The sequence below is a fragment of the Roseobacter sp. genome (assembly GCF_039970775.1).
Taxonomy (GTDB): Bacteria; Pseudomonadota; Alphaproteobacteria; order Rhodobacterales; family Rhodobacteraceae; genus Roseobacter.
Window position 1 is genome coordinate 1 of record NZ_JBDVLG010000062.1, and the last position, 23,719, is coordinate 23,719.

The window sequence follows — 23,719 nt, forward strand, 5'->3', positions numbered from 1 at the left end:
CCGATATCACCCATATCGGTGCGCCTCCCGCGGTCACAGCAACGCGCCGCCGGGCAGATGTCATCCCTGACCCCGCGGCCACAAGCGGCGGTCCTGCGGCGGTCTACGGGTTGGATCTGACGGTGAACGCCCCACGCAAGATCTTTGTCAGGGGCCGTGGGCTGGATGCCGAACTGGGCGGGTCGCTGGACATTGAAGGCACCACCGCACGGGTGATCTCGACTGGGCAGTTTGATCTGGTGCGGGGACGTCTGAACATCCTTGGGCGGCGGTTTACCCTGGACGAAGGGTCAATCCAGTTTCAGGGAGATCTGGTGCCATATATCCAATTCACCACCTCCAGCGCGACAGACAGCGGCAGCGCCAGCATTGTGTTGGATGGTCCGGCAACCGCGCCCGAAGTGTCGTTTTCGGCGGTGCCAGACGCCCCCCAAGACCAAGTGTTGGCGCAATTGCTGTTTGGCCGGAATATCGATGAAATCTCGGCGTTTCAGGCGTTGCAATTGGCCAACGCGGTGGCAACCTTGGCCGGGCGGCAAGGCGCAGATGTGATCGGCCAGTTGCGCAATGGGTTTGGGCTGGATGATTTCGACGTGACCACCACCGAAGACGGTGAAGCGGCGGTGCGTGCGGGTAAATATATTTCGGACAATGTGTACACCGATGTCACGACCGGGGGCGGCGAAACGGAGCTGTCGATCAATCTGGACGTCACCGATGCGCTAACCGCGCGGGGGACGCTCGAGCAAGACGGCAACACCGGTGTTGGTATCTTCTTTGAGCGCGACTACTAGGGCGCTTTAGGACCGCAAACCCCCGCGCCACGCAAAAGGACCAGCGCATCGCACTGGCCCTTAGGGTATCATCATCTGTCGATCAGCCCTTGTTCATGCGGTTTTCGATCAAGTCATCCACCACGCTTGGGTCTGCGAGGGTCGAGGTATCGCCCAGCGCGCCAAAATCATCTTCGGCGATTTTGCGCAGAATGCGCCGCATGATTTTACCCGACCGGGTCTTTGGTAGGCCCGGCGCCCATTGGATCAGATCGGGGCTGGCGATAGGGCCAATTTCGGTGCGAACCCACGTCCGCAACTCTTTGCGCAACTCTTCGGATGGGGTCTCGCCGTTCATCAAGGTCACATAGCAATAGATGCCTTGCCCCTTGATATCATGCGGGTACCCGACCACGGCGGCCTCGGCGACACGGGCATGCGCCACCAGCGCGCTTTCGACCTCGGCGGTGCCCATCCGGTGACCCGACACGTTGATCACGTCATCAACACGGCCCGTGATCCAATAGTCACCATCCGCATCGCGCTTGCAGCCATCCCCGGTGAAATAATACCCTTCGTAGTCGGCGAAATAGGTCTTTTCAAACCGCGCGTGATCCCCCCAGACAGACCGCATCTGCCCCGGCCAGCTTGAGGCGATGCACAACACGCCATCAACGTCGTTGCCCTCGATCACCTCGCCTGTAGCAGGTTCCAGAACGACAGGTTCAATGCCAAAGAACGGCTTCATCGCGGATCCGGGTTTCATGGCATGGGCGCCGGGCAGGGGTGTCATCAAATGCCCCCCCGTTTCGGTCTGCCACCAGGTGTCGACGATGGGGCATTTGCCCTTGCCGACGACCTCGTTGTACCAATTCCAGGCCTCGGGGTTGATTGGCTCGCCCACAGTACCAAGCAGTTTAAGACTGCTCAGGTCACATTTTTCGACGAATTCCTTGCCTTGACCCATCAATGCCCGAATGGCCGTGGGCGCGGTGTAGAACTGGTTGACCTTGTGCTTTTCGCAGACCTGCCAGAACCGGCTGGCGTCGGGGTAGGTGGGCACCCCTTCGAACATCAGCGTGGTGCCGCCATTGGCCAGTGGGCCATACACAATATAGCTGTGGCCGGTGACCCACCCTACATCGGCGGTACACCAATAAACATCCCCATCGTGGTAATCAAACGTCACCTCGTGGGTCAGGGCCGCATAGACCAAATAACCACCGGTGGAATGCACCACGCCCTTGGGCTGGCCCGTGGATCCGGAGGTGTACAAGATAAACAGCGGGTCTTCGGCGGCCATCTCCTCGGGGGGGCAGTCGTCTGATGCGGCTGCGGCCAGTGCGTTGCAATCGTGGTCACGCCCGTCGATCCATGTGGTTTGACCACCGGTGCGTTTGACCACCAACAGGTTCACATCATCAGCGGTGTGCAGCAGTGCCTGATCTGCGTTGGTTTTGAGCGGCGTATTGCGCCCGCCGCGTGGGGCTTCGTCGGCGGTGATAACAACCTTGGCGTTAGACCCATTGACCCGCGCGGCCAACGCATCGGGCGAGAACCCGGCAAACACAATAGAATGGATCGCCCCAATACGCGCGCAGGCCAGCATGGCATAGGCGGCCTCGGGGATCATGGGCATATATATGATGACGCGGTCGCCTTTGGCCACGCCCATATCTTTCAACACATTCGACATTTTGCACACATTGCGGTGCAGGTCTTTGTAAGTGATGTGCTGTGCGGGCTCTTGGGGGCTGTCGGGTTCCCAGATGATCGCGGTTTGATCGCCGCGTGTGGCCAGATGGCGGTCAATGCAATTGGCGGCGACATTCAATGTGCCATCGGCAAACCAATTGATCGACACATTGCCCAAGGTGAAATCAACGTCCTGCACCTGAGTAAAGGGTTTGATCCAATCGATGCGCTGGCCGTGTTCGCGCCAAAACGCGTCTGGGTCCGCAATGGATGCGGCATACATCTGATCGTATTTGGCCGCGTCCACATGGGCGTTGGCCACCATTTCGGGCGCTGGTGGATAGGTTTTGACGGCTGATGCTGTATCGGACATGAAGGCTCCTCCCTTGGGTCGTGACAGTCTGGAGGAGAAGGCACATGCGTGCAAATACCCCCCTGGTATTCGTCTCCCCCCTGTGGCGGATCATACCGGGATCAGAAAAGAAAGGAATAAGCTTCGGAAATATAAGGGTTTCGCTGTAAATATTTTTCAGATCGCGCGGCACAATTTGTAAATTTTTGCCTTTACACCAGGATTTTCCGCCTGTTTACGGATCATTATATGTCAACCATACAACGTTGAGCCACCGACCCACCCGTGCACGCATGACACGAATGGGGCGGTCGCAGCCCGCGCCACCACAGGTGAGTAAGAATCGTATGCGATTTTCGGGGCTTGGCAGGCCGGGGTCGCGCGGGTAGTTTCACGTCAATCGTGCCCTAAAACAGGCGCGTAACAAGGGAGATCCTACATGAATTATTATCTTTCCGGCGCCGCAGTTGCCGCGCTTAGTTTTGCATTTGTAACCGAAGCTGCGGCCACCGAATGGAACGTGTCTGTTTGGGGCAAACGCCGCGCCTTTACCGAACACGTAGAACGGCTGGCTGAATTGGTATCAGAAAAGACCGACGGTGCCTTTACCATGAACGTCAGCTATGGCGGCCTGTCGAAAAACCGCGAAAACCTTGATGGTATTTCGATTGGCGCATTTGAAATGGCGCAGTTTTGTGCGGGCTACCACCCTGACAAAAATCGCGTGATTACGGTTTTGGAACTGCCGTTTCTGGGCGTAGAAAACCTGGCGCAAGAAGTCGCTGTGTCGGCTGCTGTATACGGGCATCCTGCGGCCGCCGAAGAAATGGCACAGTGGAACGCCAAGCTGCTGATGACTTCGCCTATGCCGCAATACAACCTCGTAGGCACCGGCGAACCCCGCGATGAACTGTCCGAATTTGACGGCATGCGGGTGCGTGCGACGGGTGGTTTGGGTGCTGCGTTCAAGGCGGTGGGCGGTGTGCCCACATCCGTGACCGCCACGGAAGCCTACCAAGCCATGGAAGGCGGCGTTGTGGATACGGTGGCCTTTGCCCAGCACGCGCATCTGAGCTTTGGCACCATCAACCAAGCCGATTGGTGGACTGCAAATCTCAACCCCGGCACGGTGAACTGCCCGGTTGTGGTGAACATCGACGCCTACGAATCGCTGAGCGACGCCGAGCGTGAAGCGCTGGACAGTTCTGTGCCCGAAGCGATCGACCATTATCTGGCGAACTACGGCGAATTGTTGACCCGTTGGGATGCGGTACTCGAAGAGAAGGGTGTCGAAAAAGTAGAGATCTCGACCACCGTGCTTGACGAATTCCGCGCAACAGCGGCCGCACCTGCAAGTGACGCATGGATCGAGAGCATGGAAGCACAGGGCCTGCCGGGCCAAGAGCTCTATGATCTGGTGGTTTCCACGCTGGCAGATGCCAAAGGCGACAACTAAACCACGTAAGGGGTCGCGCGACACAGCGCGGCCCCACCTATAACAATAAAAAGGGGCAGGGCGATGGCAGGATCAGCTGCGGTTCTCGAAGATTCCAGCATTCTTAGTCGGTTGGACCGCGCGCTTTTGCCGGTCGAACAATTTTGTGCCTTGCTCAGCGGGTTGGCGATCTTTTCGTTGATGTTTCTGGCGGCGTATTCGGTGACCGGGCGCAAGTTTTTCGCGTCGCCCATGGCGGGGTATGTCGACTACATCGAAGCCGCGATGCCGATCATCGCGATCATGGGCGTGTCTTATGTCCAACGCGACGGCACCCACGTGCGGATGGACATGTTGGTCAGCGCGCTCAAGGGGCGGATGCTATGGTTCTTTGAACTGGTGTCGGTTTTGTTGATCTTGGTGTTGATCGTGGCGCTGACATGGGGCGCGTGGGAACATTTCGACCGCTCGTTTGACTGCGCACGCCCGCTATGTAGCCGCGACAGCTCGATCGATGTGGGCTTGCCCGTCTGGCCCTCCAAATTGGTGGTGCCGGTCGCATTCGCCGTGCTGACTTTGCGGTTGGTGCTACAGGCGTGGGGCTATGCGCGCGCGCTGGTATTGGGCCTTGAAAACCCTGTTGCCGTGCCCTTGAACCTCACCGTCGCCGAACAGGCGCGGCTCGAAGCCGAAGCCCTGGAGGGCGCAGACTAATGGAACCTATCGAAATTGGCTTGTGGGTCAGCGCAGGCATGCTGGTCTTTGTTATTCTTGGTATGCGTGTGGCGTTTGCCGCCGGTCTGGCCGGGTTTGTCGGGCTGGTGTGGCTGCGGTGGAACGGCTTCAACTACGACCCCGAGCGGTTCGGCAAAGCGGTCGAGATCAGCGCCAAAATCGCGGGCCTGACCCCGCACTCAAAGGTATCCGCACAGGTGCTTAGCCTGATCCCGGTGTTCATTCTGATCGGATATCTGGCCTATTACGCCAAACTCACAACCGCCCTGTTCACCGCCGCCAAACGCTGGATCGCGTGGGTGCCCGGTGGTCTTGCGGTGTCGACAGTTTTCGCAACCGCAGGCTTTGCGGCGGTATCGGGGGCATCGGTTGCCACGGCGGCGGTGTTTGCGCGCATCGCGATCCCCGAGATGCTGAAAATCGGCTATAACAAACAATTCGCCGCGGGTGTTGTGGCGGCAGGGGGCACGCTTGCGTCGTTGATCCCCCCCTCGGCGATCTTGGTGATCTACGCGATCATCGTGGAACAAGACGTGGGCAAACTGCTGTTGGCGGGGTTCTTGCCGGGCATGTTTTCGGCCGTGGTCTATGCCGCGCTGATCATCGGGATCGCGATGACGTTCAAATCCGTTGGGCCCCCGGTCAGCGGTTTCACATGGCGCGAACGGTTTGAATCGCTGCCCCCCGCGTTGCCTATTCTTGCGGTGGTGGTGATCATTATCTTCTTTGTTTACAACCCCTTCGGCGACGCATGGGGCACGCCAACAGAAGGCGGCGCCATCGGCGCGTTCATCATTTTCCTGATGGCGCTGTACCAAGGCATGCGCTGGCCACAGCTGAAAAACGCATTGCTCGACACCGCCAAACTGACGGTGATGATCTTCTCGATCATCTGGGGCGTGTTGATCTACGTCCGGTTTTTGGGGTTCGCCGAATTGCCCGAAGCCTTTGCCGATTGGATCACCTCGCTTGAGATGTCGCCGATGTTGATCCTGATCTGCATCTTGCTGGCATACGCAGTGCTGGGCATGTTCATGGATGCAATCGGCATGCTGCTGTTGACGTTGCCGGTGGTGTACCCGGCAGTGATGGCGCTGAACGGGGGCGAATTGGTCAGCGCAGCAGACAGCGCATTTGGCATGTCCGGCCCGATGTGCGCGATTTGGTTTGGCATCTTGGTGGTGAAAATGGCCGAATTTTGCCTGATCACACCGCCTATTGGTCTGAACTGTTTTGTCGTGGCCGGGGTCCGGGATGATCTGACAGTGCAGGACGTGTTCAAAGGCGTCACGCCGTTTTTCATCGCTGATGCGGTGACAATAGCCTTGCTGGTGGCTTTCCCCGGCATCGTGCTTTTCCTGCCGTCTCTGGCCGGGTGATACGACCTACATAAAACCCTGCGCCGCACCTTGTGGCGCAGGCCCGCATCGGCCGCCCTGAATGGCCCGCGGTGGCACAATACCCCCCAACCAACCCTTTGAAACGCGCCGCCAAAACGGCCGCCAAACCCATTTGGGCGCAACCCATCAAGAGTGGGCAAAACACAGCCGTCGATTTTTTTCATGCAATTTGGCCCGTATTATGGTACCTTTAACCATATTTATTTTTTTAGAGCATTTTTCATGGCCCGATTTAAGACATCAACCTCGCTGGTTCTTTTGCTGTGCGCAATTCCCGCATTTTCGTTCGCCAAGGCGCCGCAAAACGGCGTTCAACCACCCGAAACACTGCAAAAACTCCACGACCACCGGCACGACTTGCAGGCGCGGCTTGACGCTGCTTCTGCCTTTGTGCCGCTTAGCTCCGATGATCCAACGGTCGCGCAATGGAACAATTGGAGCAATTGGTCAAACTTTTGGAACAACTGGAACAACTGGGCAAACTGGTAACCGGGCAGGGCGGGCCATCACTTCTGGTCTTGCAGCCGACATCATTTTGTAACCTCGATTGCAGCTACTGCTATTTGCAACACCGCGACGTGCGCGCACGCATGTCGCACAACACGTTGCGCGCGATTGCCCGTAACATTCTGGCGCAATGTCCGCAGAATGACTTGCCGGTGATTGTCTGGCACGGCGGCGAACCTATGACCTTGCCGCCCGATTGGTACGCGGCGGCATTTGCCCTGCTGGAACGCGAGAGCGGCAAGACGGGGTTGCGGCACGCCATGCAAACCAACGCCATTGGGGTCAACGCAGATTGGATCGCCTTGTGGCAAAAATGGCAGGTGAACATCGGCGTCAGTCTCGATGGCCCCCAAGATCTGCATGATGCGCGGCGTCACACCCGGACAGGCGCGGGGACCCATCATTTGGTGATGCGGGGGGTGTCGCGGCTACAGGCGGCAGGGGTCCCGTTTCATGTGATCTCGGTGTTGACCGCCGATAGCCTGCCGCGCGCGGATGATTTCTATGACTTCTACACGGGCCACGGCCTGCGCAATGTCGCGTTCAACGTGGAGGAGGACGAAGGCCAACCGGGCGGCAGCAGCCTCGGCGGGCACGCCGCCGCAAGCGCCGCCTACGCGGGGTTTCTGCGCCGGTTTCTGGCCCGTTGCGCGGCAGATCCAGAGCCGTTCTTTTGCCGTGAGGTCGATGGCGTATTGGGGGTTTTGACGCGCCCCCACAGTCAGCGGGCCGAAAATTGGCAAACCGCGCCGTTCCGCATTTTGGCCGTGGCGGTCGATGGCGGCCTGTCAACGTTTTCGCCAGAACTGATGGGCGCGCAGGCCCCCGCCTACGATGATTTCATCTTCGGCAACGTCCGGCAAGGCGGCGTTGCGACCCTGTTGGACAGCCCCGCCTTTCACAAAGCTTACGAAGAAATCTCGCGCGGGGTTCGGGCCTGCGCGGACAGCTGCGCCTATTTCGACGTGTGCGGCGGCGGGGCGCCGGCCAACAAGTATTTTGAACTGGGCCGGTTTGACGGCACGCAAACCTTGCATTGCTCGCTGACCCGGCAAGTGACGTTAGACGTCGTCCTAGACGCGGTGGAACGCGGTCAGGTTCGGCATCCCATCCTGAAAGGAGGCCGCCATGACCACGCCTGTTAACCAAAGCACGCCCCCACCTAAACCACCCCAGCCTGCTGTGCTGCGTTGGGGCGCGGCATGGGGCGGGTGGCTCCGGCATGGGCTGCGCAAGATCGGACCGGGCGTTGCCTGCGTGGTGGTCATTGGGCTGGCTGTTGCCGCGTTTCAAGAAAAACCAACCCTATGGCCGCACCACGCCAAATACCTGCTTGCCGCCCTGCGCACCGCGCTGTTTGAACCCGAACTGCCCGGTGTTTTATCTATCGAACCACCGCAGCTTTATACCCGTGAGCGGCTGGTCAATGACCGGTTCCGTCAGGCCAATTGGCTCGAACAACAGTTGGCCAAAACCAAAAACGGCACGCCGCTTGCGCCGACCTCCTACGATACCCGCGCGCAGAGCACGTGGATAACGACGGCCGACCCACAGTCAGACGCCAACACCACGCCAGCCACCGCGCCCCCCACCAGCGCCCTGCAGCAGTTGGATGCCGCCGCCAAAATGCGGTTGCAGCTGCGCACTGACCTTATGGATACGTTGCTGGATGACGGCCATGACCTAGAGGGCAATACGCTGTATCGGTTGAATTTTGATGCGGTTGTGATGCCGTTGATTGGGCGGCGCAGCTACCCCGGCACGGCCATGTTTATTATCGAGGCCCGCAACACCTATGGGTTTGATATCAAGGCGTGTCTTGACGCGGGTTCTGTCTGCCCAGAGCCTCAGAGGGCCAAAATCCGTCAGCGTGTGGCCGATGATGTGGAGCTCTTGCGCGACTGGCAGCGCGAAATACAGCAGTTCCTGACCAAAGTTCTTGCCACGCGCAACGAGGCGTTTCGAGCCAGTGGACGGCTGCATAATCCACTGGACCCAAAAGAAAATATCGCGCTGGATTGGTTTTTGCGGCGCGAATTGATCACCTCATTTTTAGGGGCGGTTGTCTACGATCCCGAGGTGCTGGGACTGTGTCGTGCGCAGGGGGTTTTGGGCGATGATCAGACCACGGCCACCGGGTTGGTGCGCGGGTGGGCGGATGGGTGCAAAGACTGGGTGGCGCAAGCGCTTGGGTTGGAATGGCGCGTGGCGCATCCGTCGCCGGGAGTGTCCCAATCAGAGGCGTTGGCCCCCATGATAGAGGCCAGTTTCCGCAAATCAATCGGCCGTGCGCATTATATAAACACCGTCTTGGCTATAGAGGGGGATCTGCTGATCCAACGTTTGCAGCCCAGGCCACTAGCAGCCGAGACCAAGGCCCAACCACGCCCGGCGCCCCAACTTTGGGAAGCGTTACAAACCTCTGATACATGCACGGGCGGCGGGTCTCAAACCACCAACTGCGCCCCCCAAAACGGCACACAGACGTCGCCGATCAATGTGGGCGGGCTCCCCAAGGACGACGACTACAAACGCGCGTTGATCCGGTTGATTGCCGTCTGGCAGTCGATGGAAACCTACGGCCACGAAGCGCGGTTCGCCAAGATGATGGCATCCGAGATGGGCGCAACGGACGGCGCAACGAACGGGGCAACGCCCAGCCAAAAAGCCCCGCATGACGGGCCCGCAACTGCCCCATCAGGCAACACCGATGCGAAATTTCAACTGCTGCAGGTGCTTGGCAAATACGAGGCTCAACTGCCGTCTCAGCAGGATATGGCGGATTTGCGCAAGAGGTTGCGCAAGGAGGGCGCCAAGGAGTTTTTATTGGTGAACGGGCAACCAATGGCGCACCCGAAATTCCAAACCTCCACCAGGACCTGCATGGAGGCGCCACGCCAAGGCAAGACATCGGAGTTCGGTCATATGTATAAATGCCTGATGTTGCGTCAGGGAGGGGTGGAGGCGTCGCATCGGTTGTTGTCGCAGTTTTTACTGGCCCGCCTGCAAGAGGAGCTTGACGTGTACGACCGCGATAATCGGTCTATCCGCGATTTTCTGGATATTTCGTTGGAGGGGTGCAGCACCACGGGATGCCGCATTCAGGTGTCGCGGCACCGCGATCTGCCCGGAAACGAAGTGTTTGGCGCGCGCGAAGCGGGGTTTTTGCCGTCGATGAACAAGCTCCAGCAGACGGGGCCTATCAATGACATGATTGCATCCCTGAACCAAGTATTGGGCGGGCTCAAGGCCGCGACACGCGTGCCCCAACGGCCCGAAAAGGTGTTCCCTGTGGTTTTTGGGGGGTCTGACTGGCAGATGTATCTGAAACAGTACTGTGGCGCGACCAACCGTGATTTGCCCGCGATACGGCTTGATGATACAGGGCTGAAGGTGGCCAATCTGATCATCGATCACATGATGTCCACGCCCCAATCGGGCGCGCAATCAACGGGGGGGTGCGGGGTCACGCAGCGTTCGTATGAGTCCCGCCAGAGATTGGACACCTCCAAGTTATGTCTGACGCTGGCTGCGCAAAACGCCGACAATCACGAGGCCCGCACCGAGATCTATCTGTCGTGCATGTTGCGTGACTGGATCAACACCCAACGCAGTGACGTGACGGTATATGCGGTCAGCCCACGCGCGGGCAATGGCGATGATTTGACCCACCAGATCGCGCAGGCGACGACGCAACTACAGGCGTCGGCAGGGTCGTTGGGCACGCAAGCAGGGCTGCGCCAGACGCATGGCACACAGGATATCATTGCCAACCCACGGGTGATTGGGTTCAGCCATCTACCCGGTGCTGATGCCGATGATCCGACGCGCCGGGGCGCGTTTACCGACAGTGCCACCTTTGGCTGGGCGATCCGGCCACGCAAACTGGCCGCGACGGGCGGGTATCAATCCAGCCACAACCGGCTGTCGGCTGTGATCAGCCTGCCAAGTTGGTGGAAACGGGTGGATTTTGACGTGCGTGCTTGTTGGGTTCAACGGCAAGACGTGGATGCCCCCAACACTGATTTCACCAAGCTATGTGCGGCGGAATCGGACGCGCGATCCGCGACCCAAGATCAGGGTCAGCCAGAATCAGGCCAGCAGTTTCAGCGCCAGTTTGAGATCAAATTACCGCGCCGCGTTGAAGAGATCACCTCGCGGTTCAACTTCGACTTTATCCGCGCCCCGTATTATTACCGTGAATTTGATAAATACATTGAGCGCTACCCGTTGATTTTATCGCTTGAGGCGGGGCGTTCGGGTAATTTGATCCTACAGGGGGAGCGGTTGTGGCGCGGCACTGTTGTTACGGTCAACAATCAAAGCGCCGATAGCATTGTGGTTTTGCCTGACATGAAAGGCGTGGTTGCGCATTTCAAATGTGTCTACCCGCCCGATGGGTCGTTTCATGTTGTGCCCTACGAGGAAGGTCATGAACAGGCCAAGCTAGAGCGCGGGCCTGCCACCGGAAAGGGTGCGCGTCTGGGTGTTTCCACCCAGCAGCCCAATCAAGACATCCCGCGTGCGCCGTTGTTTGTGTGGACCTCTGAAGGGGGCACAACGGATAAAGAGGTGATGATCCACCCCTTTATTCAACGTGGCAAAACCGAAAAGCCGTGTTGGCTTGACCCGGACGGTGCGGAATAACCGCCCGCAACACGGGCGATGTCATACACATCTGCCTCGTCATCAAGAAGGGGTGGCACCTTCTAAAAATGCGCGGGCGCGAGCAGTCCAACCTTGCGGCAGGCTATGTGCGCCATCGTGCAGGTCGATCCGAACCGGGGAACGGGCGCAGGAGGCGTCCCACATCCGGGCGCGAAATCCCTCGGATATGTCGATTCGGTCGGGGTTTGAGCGGCACCCGTTGGCGTGGCGTGCACGATCAAGCGAGACCCAGACGCTGCCTTGGTGCCAATCGCGGATGGCGCGCCCTTCCAGCGGGACTTGTGCATCAGCAAACCCATGCACCTGCATGATCGGCAGATCCACCAAACCGCTGCAATCGGTGCTATTGGGGCGGCGCAAGGCACCCGCGACACTGACCATACCCGACAGCCGATCGCCGGCCTCGCAAGCCAAATGCCACGCCATCGATCCGCCCGCCGAAAACCCAGCGGCATAGAGTTGGGTGGTGTCCAGATTGCCCCGCGTTTTGGCGTCTTCGAGCGCGGCAAAGGTAAAGGCCACGTCATCGCGCCCCGATCCATCGCGGCCCGGAAAGAAAAACCGCTCAGGGTTGCGGCCTGCACGGGGTTGCCCGTTGGGAGCCAGCAGCGCGTACCCGTTGTTCAGAAAATCACGTTGCAATCCGCCGCCCCGGTGGATCGACCCGCCCGTGCCGTTGGCGCCGTGATACCAGATAAGAACCGGATGCGGGCCGGGGCCGTCGGGCAGTTTGAGGTAATAGCTGCCGTCCTCAATGTCGCAGGGCGCGGTTGGTCCGCAGTCTTGGGCAAGCGCAGTTTGTGCCATCCATACGACAAGCGCCGCAAGAAATAGTCGCATCGGTTTAGTCCTTTGTATGATGTGAAACCGCAAAACCGGCCACATGCCAACATCCCGCAGGGCCATTGTATGGCATCAGATCGGGTAGCCGGTTTCATGGCGGTGTCCTTGTATATGGCACAACTTTAGGGGTTTGGCGCGGATCAGCCAGTCACGTTTTGGAGAGACCTGTCGGCCTATTTCCCCCGTGCGCAAACCCGCCTAATGAAGCGCCCGCACAGGTCACATATTCCATCGCTATTTTCGGCCGATGCGCCAGTTCGCCCAGTCTTCGGGGGTGTCAAGATCGCGGCGCGCGCGGTCGCCCGGCAACGGGACCAACATAACCCGACCGGCGGCTTTGGCCACGATATCGCGGCCGCCACCGTCCCCAACCAACGTGGAAAATTCCCGAAATAAGGCGGCCGAAAAAACAATGGGGTGACCCGGCAGCCCGTCTTGCGTGGCACCGCGCCAAACCAACGTGTCCGAGGTTAGATCGACCGCGTGCAATACGGTTGATAAATCATCCTGCGTCAGATCGGGCAGGTCGGCTAACAACAGCATCGCGGCGGGGGCGTCTTTGGGCAGTGCGGCCACGGCAGTTCGCAGGCTGGCGTTCATGCCTTCGTGCGCGTCAGGCACTGCGACACGGTCCGCGGCCAGCGCATCAAGGCATTGATAGCGCGGGTGCGGGGGGTGAGGCAGCGCGATCAAAACAGACCCCCGGGTCACCGCACAGGCCATATCCGCCAGCCTGCGCAGCAACGGGATACCGTCTATGTCTTCAAGCAGTTTGTCTGCGCCGCGCATCCGGCTGGATTGGCCCGCAGCCAGCAAGATGATAGGTAAATCGCTGAGGACAGATAAAGCCATAAGCCATCGTAGCTGAAAATTGACGTAACGCAAAGGCGGGCGCGCATACGACATGTCTGTCGTGTCTATTTGGCCCAAACGCTGGACCCACTTGCGCGGTTTTGAGGCGAGGCGCACCGGGGCTTGTCCCTTTTGAACCCGGAAATATGTCATCCGTTAATGGAATTTAAAGCGGGCTATGGGAAGAAACCCAAATGTTAAAATCTGTTGCGTGGTTATCTTGTGCTTTTGCCTTCACATTTCTTGTGGGCCCTGTGGCGTTTATTGCGTCGCAATCGGGTCAGCAGGATGCGGCGGATCTGTATGTCGTCGTTGAAGTCGGCGCTCAACCGCTGTCGCAAGAAACCTTGGTGGTTTTTGGGGCGCGGGACGTTGGTCCGGTACGAAGTGTGCTCGCCAAAATGATTTTGGCCCCCCCCGCCGCAAGAGAGCGGCTTTTGGACGCTGGATATATCTTGCTGCCCGCCAGCGCATTAGCCGCGCTGTGCGGTATTGAAACGGCCGGTTACTCTACTTCTCTAAGGAATGTCTGACATGTCTCGTAAATCTTCCATGTCCCCAACCATGATGATCTTTTGTTTTTCATTGGGTTTGTTTTTCTGCGTAATTGCTACGGCGCTGTTTGCGGGAAATGCGGTTCTCACGTCGGCAGGAATTGCGGCGGGTTTCCTTGCTTTGGGGGGCGGGATGGCGCGGAGCCAGCCCAAGCTGGCAGATATTGGCGCGGCGGTTGCGTTGTTAGGGCAGGCGTTCTGTTTCACGTCTGCGCTACAAGGACACCCTTGGCAGCTTGATACGCACATGCTGTATTTCGCGCTTTTGGCCACATTGGTCAGTTTGCGCAGCATACCTGTATTGCTTGCGGGCGCAGGTCTAATTGCAGCGCACCATTTGTCTTTGTCCTTTGTTATGCCAACACTAATCTACCCCCCTGGCGAATTCTGGGTCAACCTCGAACGCACTGCTTTACACGCAGTTGTTGTGGTGTTGGAAACGGCGGCTTTGGTTGCCACCGTACATCGCCTCAATAAAATCAATCGCGAGATTGAAGTGCAAACCGAAGAGTTAAAAGCCAGTTTGGAAGGCGCTGATTTGGCCCAAAAAGAAGCCCTTTCTTCAAAAGAACAAGCGGAAATCGCGCAACAAGACGCGATGGCGGCCCAAGCTGCGGCCGAAGACGCTTTAGCGCAAGCGCGCGAAGCAGACGAAGTTCGCAAAGCAGCTGAACTGGAACAGAAGAGATCTGAAGAAGAGCATCGGGTGGCACAAGAAGCCAAGAGCGCAGAGCAGGCAGCCGTTGTGGATGCGTTGCGCGTGGGGCTCACCCGGCTTGAGGGTGGTGATTTGACGGCCCGGATCACACAGCAAATTCCAGAGGATTACGCCGCATTGCAGACGGGGTTCAATGCTGCCGTGCAAACGCTTGAGGAATTGGTTTCGGTCGTCGCCCAGAGATCTGAACAGATGGACGCCGAAGTGAGAGACATTTCCATAGCAACAGATGATCTTGCCCGGCGAACAGAGACACAAGCGTACAACCTCTCGGAGACATCACAAGCGCTAGACGGGTTGACCAAAAGTGTGCGCGAAAACGCCAGCAGTGTCGAGGAAGCCTTTGGGTCGTCACAGGGGGCGCAGTCCAGCGCACAAGCGAGTAGTACTGTGGTGTCGAAGGCCTCTGATGCAATGCAAGCGATCAAGAGTGAATCTGAAGAAATTGCGAAGATCGTCGAGCTCATTGATGGTATCTCTTTCCAAACCAATCTGCTTGCATTGAATGCAGGGGTGGAAGCCGCTCGTGCCGGAGATGCGGGTGCAGGTTTTGCAGTTGTTGCATCCGAGGTTCGCGGTCTGGCGCAAAGGTCTTCAGAAAGCGCAACCAGCATCCGAACCTTGATCGAAAGATCCGGTACAGAGGTTGAAAACGGGTCCGCGCAAATTACAGAAACGGTAAACTCTTTGGGAACGGTCGAAAGCAGTATTTCCGAAATTACTGCAAAGATGGACCTGATCTCTGGAAGCACACAAAGTCAAAGCGACCGGATATCGTCTCTGAACGCATCGATTGCTGAAATGGGCGCCGTAACTCAAAAGAATGCGGCGATGTTTGAGGAAACAAATGCGGCGTGTACCAACCTCGCAAATGGCGCAAAAGCGCTTCTTGAGCTCACCCAGCGGTTCCAAGTTTCAACTGATGCCGCGGCACCTTCGAAGGTTGCGTAATTAAGTTGTCGCTCGGCTAAATCAGTCTGCCGCATGCGTCTGGCATCAAGTTGCCCAAACGTCTGGTGACCCCATCGCAGATATCGCGGCTTTGCGCCGACCCACCTACGAACTTATCCCCCCGTCAGTTCCAAACTGGCAGGGGCCGCTTGGGCCGACGAGAAAGGACAGCTCGAACCGCTTCTTGGCGCCCCCGTTCGTTATAGCCTGACAACCTGTCCAAGTTAGCTCCAACTCATGCGATCAAAGGGGCAGCGAAGGCCCTGACCACGGGAATACGCATCACAGCGGTCTGATCTTTAATTCTGTGATGCGATTGCCCTCACGCGCAACGACCTCAAACCGAAAGCTGTGAAAAGAAAAAACCTGCCCCGACGTCGGGATCATCTGAGCCTCATGGATCACCAGCCCGGCGATGGTATTGGCTTCTTCATCAGGCAGGTTCCAATCGGTCGCTCGATTCAGATCCCGAATGGTCATGGCGCCATCCACGGTGAATTGCCCATCCATATCGCTGACCACTGTTTGATCATCATCACTGTCGAATTCATCGGTGATTTCTCCCACGATCTCTTCGAGAATATCTTCCAAAGTGATCAATCCTTGCAGCGATCCGTATTCGTCAACGACCAGCGCAAAATGAGTGTGCCGTCGTAAAAACTGGCGCATCTGTTCATCAAGCGTTGACGTCTCGGGTACGAAATAGGGCGTCATGGCCACGTCGGCGATCTTAAAATCGCGCAGCTTGGCCGCATCGCCTTCCGGTCCGCCGATGATCTTGTACATCGCGCGCAAAAGATCTTTGGCGTGAACCACCCCGACGATATTTTCAGGGTCGCCCAAAAACAGCGGCAGCCGGGTGTGGCTTGATGTCAGGCATTGCTCCAGAATGGCTTGGGGCTCGTCTTCCGCGTTGATCATTTCGATCCCCGAACGGTGAAGCATAATCTCTTCAACCACCCGGTCGCCCAGGTCCAGCGCGCCCAAAATCCGGTCCCTGTCTTCCTTTTCAACGACCCCCTCAGAATGGCCCAGATGCAATGCACCAGCGATTTCCTCGCGGACCGCCAAAATGTTGCTGTCGGGGTCGATCGCCACGCCAAACACGCGCAACACCCCCCGCACAAATAATCGCACCACAGACACGACGGGCGAAAACACCTTGACCACAATCGAGATTGGCGCCGACACCATCGACGCTGCACTTTCAGAATTGGTGATGGCGTAGGTTTTGGGCAACACCTCGGCGAAAACCAAAACCAATAATGTCATCACCAACGTCGCCAGCGCCACACCGCTTTCACCGAACGCGCGGGTGAAAATAACCGTCGCCAATGACGCCGCGAGTATATTGACCAGATTGTTGCCCAGCAACACCGACCCGATCAGACGCTCGTTGTCTTCGGTGATGCGCAAAGCACGTTGCGCCCCCTTGGACCCTTTATCGGCCTGCGCGCGCAATTTGCCGCGCGATGCGGCGGTCAGCGCGGTTTCAGAACCTGAAAAGAAGCCCGAAAGCACCAGTAGAAAAATGATTACACCGGATGTCAGCCAGAATGCGCTATCGAGCGTTGCGGTCGCCGTTTCCATTTGGAATTTTACCCTCATATGAGACTGCATTGGTTATGGGCATGAGATCTGCGTCATTCAAGTCAAGAGCGCCATATGCCGTGTGATCCATGTAGGACCGACCGGTCAGTGTTGCTCATTGGTGTGCATTATTTCAGCCAGATGGGCACGCACCGGTTATTGGTCGTCGGGCGGCATGATGCCCGACGATGTGCGCGCGCCCTCATTGGCCAGCGGGTGATGCGTCAGCACCAGCTCTGACAGCCGTGCTTCGAGCACATGGGTGTAGATTTCCGTGGTGGCCACATCCGCATGACCCAGCAAGGTCTGGATCGAACGCAGATCAGCGCCATTGGCCAGCAGATGGGTGGCAAACGCGTGGCGCAACGTGTGCGGCGTCACTTTGGCGGGGGACACGCCCGCCGCGACGGCAAATTCTTTGATCAGCAAATAAAATCGATGCCGCGTCAGGTGGCCCGCGGCGCTGCTGGTCATAAACAGATATTTTGAGGCCGGTTTACCCGCGTTGCGCCGTGTGTCTTCCAGACCGTCGCGGATGACAAGCCATGCGGCCAATGCCGTGCGCGCAGGCGGCGACAATGGCACCATACGTTCTTTGCCGCCCTTGCCACGGATCAGCAACATGCGCGGATCCCCCCGCGCGGCGGACACCGGTAGGCCTACCAGTTCTGACACCCGCATTCCGGTCGCGTAGAGCAGTTCCATCAAACAGGTGTTGCGCGCGCGGTCACGATCTGACCGGCCCGATACGCGCGCGGCGTCGAGCAACAGGTCCACTTCGGCCTCTGATAGGGTTTGGGGCAGGCGTTTGTCGCGGCCCGGGCCGGTTATCTGAATGGCGGGGTTTTCAGTGCGCCAACCTTCTTCAAAGGCAAATCGGTACAATTGTTTGATCGCCGACAAACGCCGCGCACGGGTTGCCCGCGACAACCCCTGTGCGTCACATTGGATCAAATATGCCTCGATATGGCTTTGCTGAACCGCGTCAAAGCGTTGGTTTTGGTGGGTGAGCCAACTCTCGAAATCTTGCAGATCGCGCCCATAGGCCAACAACGTGTTGCGCGCCGCGCCCAATTCGGCCGCCTGTGCCTCTAGAAACGCCGATATCCAATGGGTTTGCGGCGTCATCCGAACCGGTCCAACAGCAAAACTTGCAGGCTCGCGCGGCGCATCGCGTCGTCGAACCCCAAGGCGCGCAACGTTCCCAGTGCACGTGTCAGCGCGCGGCGGTTTCCGGCAGCCCCGTCTTCGAGCATCACCAATGTGCGCAGGATCACATCACCAAGATACCCTTGTTCGGCCCGCGCGATCAGATCAGGCGGGGCCGCGCTTACGTCGAAGGCGGCGACAATCGCGCGCGCGGTGGCATCACGCGGATGTTGCCCTGTGGGGTCTCCAGTGGCGATGGCGCGCAGTAGCGCATCATCGACGTCTTGCGCCGCCGCGGCATAATCAGGTGCCAAAAGAGCAAGCGTTTGCGCAAGCTGTCGGGCCGGACCGCTCAGGGGGATCTTGGACAGCCGAGGCACGAAAACCCCTGCAAAGGTGGTTTCCAACCCGGCCTCTTGCATCGCGACCCATGCGGAGGGCAGGGTTTTGGATACGGCATCGGCCGAACCCGTATCCAGCGCGGTGTCGAACTGTTGTATGGCGCGCACGCGGTCCCACACCCCGCCCGATGCCGCGGGCCGTCTGTCTGTATAAAGCCCCAGCAGGCGGTTGGCGGGCAGGGCGCCGGTTTCGGCCAACCGTTCGGCGGCCTCAACTTGGGCCTTCCACCCGGACAGATCGCGCAGATCAGCAACCGCATAGGCCCGCGGTAAGGGGCCGGTGGGCAGCGGTTCGCCAATGGCTTCGTGCAGACGAAACAACAGCGGACTGATGGCGCGCGGGCGGCGCAGGGGCCGCGCGTTGTCAAAAACCTCGGGGTTCAGGAACCGGTCCAAGGCGGCGGTGTCCTGACCGCTCATGACGTCCAACGCGCGGCCGGTGTCAAAAAGCAACGCCGCCGTCGCCCATTCCCCGTGGCGCGCGGCGCAAAATATCTGCGCTGACAGCCCCGGCGCCAGATGCGGCTGTGCCGCCAAGATGCTACACGCCCGCCATTCTTCGCCAGTCAGCAGCGCCAGATCCATGTAGGCCGCAAAATGCGCAAGGTCTCGCGTCGCGTCGGCTTGTTCAATCAACGCCAATGCCGGATCCAGCGCACCATAGCGGCGCAACGTGGTCATGCGCGCCAAGGTGAACAGGTCTTCTTCGGCGGCATCGCGCCCCGGCGCGCGGGCTTCTGTCAGCAACGCATTAAAAAGTAACGTTTGCGCTGCGGGCAAGCGAAAGTCAGGCAGCGCACGCAACGCGTTGCTTAGCTCAATAGGGTCGCTGTTTTGCCACAGGTCTTGCGGCAGGCCCGTCACCGATGCCGGCACCAACCCGATGATCCGAGCGGCTTGTGTGTCCAACGGTGTCACCGTGACAGCGGGCGCAGGCCTTCCCCGATGGGGATTGCGTTCATCGATCGGCAAGGCCACCGATGTCATCGCGGGTTTTTGCGGATTTTGCTGGACCCAATCAATAACCGACAGTGGCCCGTCTTGGGCCGCCAAAGGTGCAGCCCAGAGACCTGCGCACAGCAGTATCACACCATGTATTGGGGCGTTATTCCGCATCCACCGTCACGGGCACGCGGACTTCATCCTGCGGAGCAGAGAAATCTGCGCCAAAGAAAGGACCGATATAGGCATAGCCCACCAGCCCAAGCGCCCCGACCACAATGAGAAATGCTAGAAGTTTAAAGATGCGTACCATCACGTGACTGCCTTGATTGCCTGCCTGTTTTTCCGAACTTATATATGGCCTTTTGAGCAATATCACGTCATTCAGAGAATTATGAGCGAATTTCAGCAATCCGTGACCAACGGTGAACAGACGTCAAGTTTTGTGTTAAAAAAGACGGTTGTGATGGTCGGAATGATGGGTGCGGGCAAGACGGCTGTGGGTCGGATGCTGGCGCAATTGTTAGACGTGCCGTTTCTCGATTCGGATCAAGAGATCGAATCTGCGGCCAATATGAGCGTGCCCGAGATCTTTGCGCGCGACGGCGAGCCGTTCTTTCGGGCCCGCGAAACCGAAGTCATATCGCGTTTGTTGACCGGGGCGCCTTGCGTGTTGTCGACGGGCGGCGGCGCGTTTTTATCGGCGGTGAACCAAAAGGCGATTGCGGCCAATGGCGTTGCGGTTTGGCTGGATGCCGATCTGGAATTGCTCTGGAGCCGGGTGCGCCACCGCGATACCCGGCCGTTGTTGCGCACGGCCGACCCCAAGGCGACGCTGACGTCGTTATTTGCGCAACGCGTTCCCGAATATAGCAAAGCAGACGTGCGAGTGTCGTGCGCACCGCCCGTGCCGCTGGACCGTATGGCGGACCGTGTGGCGCAGGAATTGCTATTGCGACCTGATGTTTTGGAGACCGCCAATGCCTGAAACCGTCCATGTGGATCTGCCCGGCCGTGCCTATGACGTACGGATCGGGCCGGGTTTGATCGCGCAGGCGGGGGCGCAAATTGCGCCGCTGCTGTCGCGCCCGCAGGTCAGTATTCTGACCGACGAAACCGTAGCGGGCTTGCACCTAGAGGCGTTGCGCACAGGGTTGGCCGATGCCGGAATTTCGGCGCAGGCGCTGGCGTTACCACCGGGCGAGGCGACCAAATCATGGGGCCCGCTAGAGCAAAGCGTGGGCTGGTTGTTGGACCAAAAAGTAGAGCGTGGCGATATTGTCGTGGCGTTTGGCGGAGGGGTTATCGGCGATTTGGCCGGGTTTGCGGCCGCGATTTTGCGCCGTGGTGTGCGGTTTGTGCAAATCCCCACGTCGCTTTTGGCGCAGGTCGACAGCTCTGTGGGCGGCAAAACCGGGATCAACGCGGCGCAGGGCAAAAACCTGATCGGCGCGTTCCATCAACCGGCGTTGGTGTTGGCAGATACGGCCGTGTTGGGCACGCTAACCACACGCGATTTTCTGGCGGGGTACGGCGAGGTCGTCAAATATGGGCTGCTGGGCGATGCGCGTTTTTTCGAGTGGCTCGAAGGGCAGGGGCCTGCGCTGGCGTCGGGCGATATGGCCGCGCGGGTCGAGGCTGTGCGCCGTTCGGTGCAGATGAAGGCCGATATCGTCACGCGCGACGAGACTGAACAGGGCGACCGTGCATTGCTGAACCTTGGCCACACGTTTGGTCATGCGTTGGAAGCCGCAACCGGCTATTCCGACAAGCTGCTGCACGGCGAAGGCGTGGCGATTGGGTGTGCTATGGCCTTCGAATTGTCGGCGCGCATGGGGCTGTGTTCCCAAGAAGACCCAAGCCGTGTGCGGGCTCATCTAAAGACGATGGGCATGAAAACCGACCTTGCGGACATTTCCGGCGATTTGCCGAATACGGACGCGTTGATGGCCTTGATGGCGCAGGATAAAAAGGTCGTGCAGGGCAGTTTGCGGTTCATTCTGACACGTGGGATCGGGTCTGCATTTATCACCTCAGACGTGCCGGGAGACCTTGTGCGCGGCGTGCTCCAAGATGGTCTTGACGCGCGCCAATAGGGCGGTTGGCCTTTGGGGATAGGCCTGCACGCAAACGTGACCGCGCGTTTGGGGCGACACGGGTTTCTGCACGGTAAAAGTACAGTTACACTGACTGCGCATGTTTTTCGGCGCCGCACCAATGCGCCGACGCCATCCGATATTGACACGTTTCAAACCCATAAAGGCCCGCACGATGACCACATCCTCACCGCTTCGCATTGATATTATCTCTGACGTCATGTGCCCGTGGTGCGTCATTGGTTACCGCCAGCTTGCAGCCGCGCTTGATGCGTCCAATGTGGAGCACGAAATCCACTGGCATCCGTTTGAGCTCAACCCCGATATGCCCGCAGAAGGGCAAGACCTGCGCGCGCATTTGATCGAGAAATACAACATCACGCCCGAACAATCAGACGCCAACCGTGCGAATATGAAAAAACATGGCGATGATCTTGGGTTTACCTTCGCCTTTGGTGATGGGTTTCGGATGCACAACACCTTTAAAACGCACCAGATTTTGCATTGGGCAGATGAACAAGGACGCAAGCACGACCTGAAACAGGCGCTGTTTGAGGCGCATTTTACTGACGCGCGCGATCTGTCGGATGACGCCGTGCTTGTCACTGTTGCGGGTGAGATCGGCCTTGATACGGCCGAAGCAGCAGCCGTTCTCGTGGATGAACGGTTTGCCGCAACCGTCCGCAAACAACAACAGTTCTGGACGCAACAGGGCATTCGCGGGGTTCCAGCTGTTGTGTTTGATCGACAGCACTTGGTGACCGGCGCGCAGGGCACGGAGAACTATCGAGGTATCCTCGCGCAACTGGCCGAGATGCACGACTGATCTTATCGTCTATCGCGGCGCCCTACGGCTGTGCGATGCGTGGATGAGCCACTGAGACTTCAGCCGCAAAAAATTTAGCGATTCGACTAGCTGCTGGGAGGGGGCCGTGCGCCTGTATCGTAGCCGCCACACCGCACACCGACGGGCATACAGATCGGGTGTGCGTTACAGTGATGGGCAGCCCAGAGTTCCCGTTATCTACATGAAAATAAATATTTTTACGGGACGTAATTTCGTCATTAGCCTGCTTGAAATAATGGCTTGTTTTGGTGTCTCGCGGCCCCGCGAATGCAGGCTACCAATGCGGCGAAACATATGAATTTAAAGTTGGTGAGATTTGACCTTGTAACTCCCACAAAGCCGCGGTTATACCCGTCAACGGAGACGTGGCCGAGTGGTCGAAGGCGCTCCCCTGCTAAGGGAGTAGGCCCGGAAGGGTCTCGAGGGTTCGAATCCCTTCGTCTCCGCCACCTGCCATTTTTATTCAATTCTGTTGATACTCATTCAGCCCGTTACGGGGCTGTCTTTGTTAGTTTATATGCAATCATTATTGTTTTTCGTTTCTCTTCGAATACACTCGTTTCTACTCATTGCGCGGTAAAATTCGTGGTATTTTTGGAGAGATGCATGACCGATATTCTTGAAGCCGCGCACAAGAGGTCCAGCCGCACCGGGATGAAATTCTGGCTATTAAGGTCTGTGGCTGCTTTTACTGCAAGAGGGTGTTTGCCCCCGCGGAAGTTATAGATTGGTACGATCCGAAGGGCGATCCCAATGGTGCGGCTGCCGCTTGCCCTCACTGCGGCATCGACTCTGTGATCAGTGATGGGTCTGGGTACGACCTTACACTAGAATTCTTGGCTGACAGGCATGGTAATCCCCCCATTGTTGATGGGGTCCAGCCGTAGAATTCAAGCGGCTGTTTTCAGTTTCATTGCGGGGGTAATGCCGCCGATGCCTATGTTGGGGGGCTCGTTGTTGTAAGTCCAGAGCCATTCAGTTGCCTGATCTTGTGCCTCCTCAATAGTTTCAAATATATTGGCTCAGCCATTCACCGCGAACAGTTCGACTGTACCGCTTAATATAGGCGTGCAGTAGATCCGGTAGACGCGTTTGTGCCCTCTCATGCATGTAAACATGCACTGCCGGGTGAGAGTATCCAGCCATAGCCCTGCACGTTGCGCAGATATAGAAAGCACAAGCCAAAGCCCCAGGATCGTTTGTTGGCCCGT

Annotated in this window: 20 protein-coding genes, 1 tRNA gene and 1 pseudogene; 13 read left to right on the forward strand and 9 right to left on the reverse strand. The window is 58.2% G+C overall.

What is annotated here, in order from left to right; translation table 11 throughout:
* Window positions 1-794: translocation/assembly module TamB domain-containing protein (locus ABJH13_RS16205; protein WP_348407252.1), on the forward strand; the 794-nt coding region annotated here is incomplete at its 5' end.
* Window positions 795-876: 82 nt separating this feature from the next.
* Here ABJH13_RS16205 and acs read toward each other — a convergent pair.
* Window positions 877-2,841 (reverse strand): acetate--CoA ligase, encoded by a 1,965-nt coding sequence (gene acs / locus ABJH13_RS16210; RefSeq protein WP_348407253.1) that lies wholly within the window; start codon window positions 2,839-2,841, stop codon window positions 877-879.
* A gap of 418 nt (window positions 2,842-3,259) precedes the next feature.
* On the opposite strand from acs, the gene dctP reads away from it, so the two are divergent.
* The 6 genes from dctP (at window position 3,260) to ABJH13_RS16240 (ending at window position 11,544) form a co-directional block, all read left to right on the forward strand.
* On the forward strand, window positions 3,260-4,276 hold the full coding sequence (gene dctP / locus ABJH13_RS16215) for a TRAP transporter substrate-binding protein DctP (RefSeq protein ID WP_348407254.1): 1,017 nt from the start codon (window positions 3,260-3,262) through the stop codon (window positions 4,274-4,276).
* Between the two features lie 63 nt (window positions 4,277-4,339).
* The gene (locus tag ABJH13_RS16220) at window positions 4,340-4,969 is read left to right on the forward strand and encodes a TRAP transporter small permease (RefSeq protein ID WP_348407255.1); all 630 of its coding nucleotides are present in this window, start codon (window positions 4,340-4,342) and stop codon (window positions 4,967-4,969) included.
* Window positions 4,969-6,369 carry a TRAP transporter large permease gene (locus tag ABJH13_RS16225; RefSeq protein WP_348407256.1) on the forward strand — a complete coding sequence of 467 codons (1,401 nt, stop codon included), beginning with the start codon at window positions 4,969-4,971 and terminating at the stop codon, window positions 6,367-6,369. Before ABJH13_RS16220 ends, ABJH13_RS16225 begins: the two co-directional genes overlap by 1 nt.
* A gap of 243 nt (window positions 6,370-6,612) precedes the next feature.
* Complete coding sequence (locus ABJH13_RS16230; RefSeq protein ID WP_348407257.1) at window positions 6,613-6,879, forward strand: hypothetical protein; 267 nt, start codon at window positions 6,613-6,615, stop codon at window positions 6,877-6,879.
* Entirely contained in the window at window positions 6,816-8,042 is a 1,227-nt protein-coding gene (gene grrM / locus ABJH13_RS16235; protein WP_348407258.1) for a cyclophane-forming radical SAM/SPASM peptide maturase GrrM/OscB, read from the forward strand. The genes ABJH13_RS16230 and grrM overlap by 64 nt, the downstream gene beginning before the upstream one ends.
* Window positions 8,026-11,544 (forward strand): hypothetical protein, encoded by a 3,519-nt coding sequence (locus ABJH13_RS16240; RefSeq protein ID WP_348407259.1) that lies wholly within the window; start codon window positions 8,026-8,028, stop codon window positions 11,542-11,544. Before grrM ends, ABJH13_RS16240 begins: the two co-directional genes overlap by 17 nt.
* A 42-nt stretch (window positions 11,545-11,586) precedes the next feature.
* Here the strand turns inward: ABJH13_RS16240 and ABJH13_RS16245 are convergent, their stop codons facing one another.
* Both ABJH13_RS16245 and ABJH13_RS16250 read right to left on the reverse strand, forming a co-directional pair.
* Window positions 11,587-12,405 carry a dienelactone hydrolase family protein gene (locus tag ABJH13_RS16245; RefSeq protein ID WP_348407260.1) on the reverse strand — a complete coding sequence of 273 codons (819 nt, stop codon included), beginning with the start codon at window positions 12,403-12,405 and terminating at the stop codon, window positions 11,587-11,589.
* A gap of 237 nt (window positions 12,406-12,642) precedes the next feature.
* Window positions 12,643-13,260 carry a nucleotidyltransferase family protein gene (locus ABJH13_RS16250; protein ID WP_348407261.1) on the reverse strand — a complete coding sequence of 206 codons (618 nt, stop codon included), beginning with the start codon at window positions 13,258-13,260 and terminating at the stop codon, window positions 12,643-12,645.
* Between the two features lie 194 nt (window positions 13,261-13,454).
* On the opposite strand from ABJH13_RS16250, the gene ABJH13_RS16255 reads away from it, so the two are divergent.
* On the forward strand, window positions 13,455-13,793 hold the full coding sequence (locus ABJH13_RS16255) for a hypothetical protein (protein WP_348407262.1): 339 nt from the start codon (window positions 13,455-13,457) through the stop codon (window positions 13,791-13,793).
* Window position 13,794: 1 nt separating this feature from the next.
* A complete protein-coding gene (locus ABJH13_RS16260) occupies window positions 13,795-15,483 on the forward strand; it encodes a methyl-accepting chemotaxis protein (RefSeq protein ID WP_348407263.1) in 1,689 nt (562 codons plus the stop codon).
* Window positions 15,484-15,765: 282 nt separating this feature from the next.
* Here the strand turns inward: ABJH13_RS16260 and ABJH13_RS16265 are convergent, their stop codons facing one another.
* The 4 genes from ABJH13_RS16265 to ABJH13_RS16280 form a co-directional block, all read right to left on the reverse strand.
* Complete coding sequence (locus ABJH13_RS16265; RefSeq protein ID WP_348407264.1) at window positions 15,766-17,073, reverse strand: HlyC/CorC family transporter; 1,308 nt, start codon at window positions 17,071-17,073, stop codon at window positions 15,766-15,768.
* A gap of 156 nt (window positions 17,074-17,229) precedes the next feature.
* Entirely contained in the window at window positions 17,230-18,201 is a 972-nt protein-coding gene (locus ABJH13_RS16270; protein ID WP_348407265.1) for a site-specific tyrosine recombinase XerD, read from the reverse strand.
* The gene (locus tag ABJH13_RS16275) at window positions 18,198-19,739 is read right to left on the reverse strand and encodes a hypothetical protein (protein ID WP_348407266.1); all 1,542 of its coding nucleotides are present in this window, start codon (window positions 19,737-19,739) and stop codon (window positions 18,198-18,200) included. The genes ABJH13_RS16270 and ABJH13_RS16275 overlap by 4 nt, the downstream gene beginning before the upstream one ends.
* Entirely contained in the window at window positions 19,729-19,878 is a 150-nt protein-coding gene (locus ABJH13_RS16280) for a hypothetical protein (protein ID WP_348407267.1), read from the reverse strand. The genes ABJH13_RS16275 and ABJH13_RS16280 overlap by 11 nt, the downstream gene beginning before the upstream one ends.
* Before the next feature lie 81 nt (window positions 19,879-19,959).
* Between ABJH13_RS16280 and ABJH13_RS16285 the strand changes: the two genes are divergently transcribed.
* The 4 genes from ABJH13_RS16285 (at window position 19,960) to ABJH13_RS16300 (ending at window position 22,957) form a co-directional block, all read left to right on the forward strand.
* Window positions 19,960-20,553: a shikimate kinase gene (locus ABJH13_RS16285; RefSeq protein ID WP_348407268.1), complete on the forward strand. Its 594-nt coding sequence runs from the start codon at window positions 19,960-19,962 to the stop codon at window positions 20,551-20,553.
* Window positions 20,546-21,661 (forward strand): 3-dehydroquinate synthase, encoded by a 1,116-nt coding sequence (aroB, locus tag ABJH13_RS16290; protein WP_348407269.1) that lies wholly within the window; start codon window positions 20,546-20,548, stop codon window positions 21,659-21,661. The genes ABJH13_RS16285 and aroB overlap by 8 nt, the downstream gene beginning before the upstream one ends.
* Before the next feature lie 175 nt (window positions 21,662-21,836).
* Complete coding sequence (locus tag ABJH13_RS16295) at window positions 21,837-22,487, forward strand: DsbA family oxidoreductase (RefSeq protein WP_348407270.1); 651 nt, start codon at window positions 21,837-21,839, stop codon at window positions 22,485-22,487.
* A 380-nt stretch (window positions 22,488-22,867) separates the two neighbouring features.
* Window positions 22,868-22,957: transfer RNA gene (locus ABJH13_RS16300), tRNA-Ser, on the forward strand.
* 441 nt (window positions 22,958-23,398) lie between these two features.
* Here ABJH13_RS16300 and ABJH13_RS16305 read toward each other — a convergent pair.
* Window positions 23,399-23,579, reverse strand: a pseudogene (locus ABJH13_RS16305) (integrase core domain-containing protein); the annotation flags it as partial.
* Window positions 23,531-23,719 (reverse strand): hypothetical protein (locus ABJH13_RS16310; RefSeq protein ID WP_348407271.1); only part of this gene is annotated, 189 nt, incomplete at its 5' end. The pseudogene ABJH13_RS16305 and the gene ABJH13_RS16310, both read right to left, overlap by 49 nt.

Bases quoted from the DNA above. Each gene is read 5' to 3' on its own strand.
- aroB (WP_348407269.1), top strand. From the start codon at position 20,546: ATGCCTGAAACCGTCCATGTGGATCTGCCCGGCCGTGCCTATGACGTA.
- ABJH13_RS16295 (WP_348407270.1), top strand. From the start codon at position 21,837: ATGACCACATCCTCACCGCTTCGCATTGATATTATCTCTGACGTCATG.
- ABJH13_RS16250 (WP_348407261.1), bottom strand. From the start codon at position 13,260: ATGGCTTTATCTGTCCTCAGCGATTTACCTATCATCTTGCTGGCTGCG.
- ABJH13_RS16260 (WP_348407263.1), top strand. From the start codon at position 13,795: ATGTCTCGTAAATCTTCCATGTCCCCAACCATGATGATCTTTTGTTTT.
- acs (WP_348407253.1), bottom strand. From the start codon at position 2,841: ATGTCCGATACAGCATCAGCCGTCAAAACCTATCCACCAGCGCCCGAA.
- grrM (WP_348407258.1), top strand. From the start codon at position 6,816: ATGGAACAATTGGAGCAATTGGTCAAACTTTTGGAACAACTGGAACAA.
- ABJH13_RS16265 (WP_348407264.1), bottom strand. From the start codon at position 17,073: ATGGAAACGGCGACCGCAACGCTCGATAGCGCATTCTGGCTGACATCC.
- ABJH13_RS16220 (WP_348407255.1), top strand. From the start codon at position 4,340: ATGGCAGGATCAGCTGCGGTTCTCGAAGATTCCAGCATTCTTAGTCGG.
- ABJH13_RS16255 (WP_348407262.1), top strand. From the start codon at position 13,455: ATGTTAAAATCTGTTGCGTGGTTATCTTGTGCTTTTGCCTTCACATTT.
- ABJH13_RS16275 (WP_348407266.1), bottom strand. From the start codon at position 19,739: ATGCGGAATAACGCCCCAATACATGGTGTGATACTGCTGTGCGCAGGT.
- ABJH13_RS16240 (WP_348407259.1), top strand. From the start codon at position 8,026: ATGACCACGCCTGTTAACCAAAGCACGCCCCCACCTAAACCACCCCAG.
- ABJH13_RS16230 (WP_348407257.1), top strand. From the start codon at position 6,613: ATGGCCCGATTTAAGACATCAACCTCGCTGGTTCTTTTGCTGTGCGCA.
- ABJH13_RS16280 (WP_348407267.1), bottom strand. From the start codon at position 19,878: ATGGTACGCATCTTTAAACTTCTAGCATTTCTCATTGTGGTCGGGGCG.
- ABJH13_RS16245 (WP_348407260.1), bottom strand. From the start codon at position 12,405: ATGCGACTATTTCTTGCGGCGCTTGTCGTATGGATGGCACAAACTGCG.
- ABJH13_RS16270 (WP_348407265.1), bottom strand. From the start codon at position 18,201: ATGACGCCGCAAACCCATTGGATATCGGCGTTTCTAGAGGCACAGGCG.
- ABJH13_RS16225 (WP_348407256.1), top strand. From the start codon at position 4,969: ATGGAACCTATCGAAATTGGCTTGTGGGTCAGCGCAGGCATGCTGGTC.
- dctP (WP_348407254.1), top strand. From the start codon at position 3,260: ATGAATTATTATCTTTCCGGCGCCGCAGTTGCCGCGCTTAGTTTTGCA.
- ABJH13_RS16285 (WP_348407268.1), top strand. From the start codon at position 19,960: ATGAGCGAATTTCAGCAATCCGTGACCAACGGTGAACAGACGTCAAGT.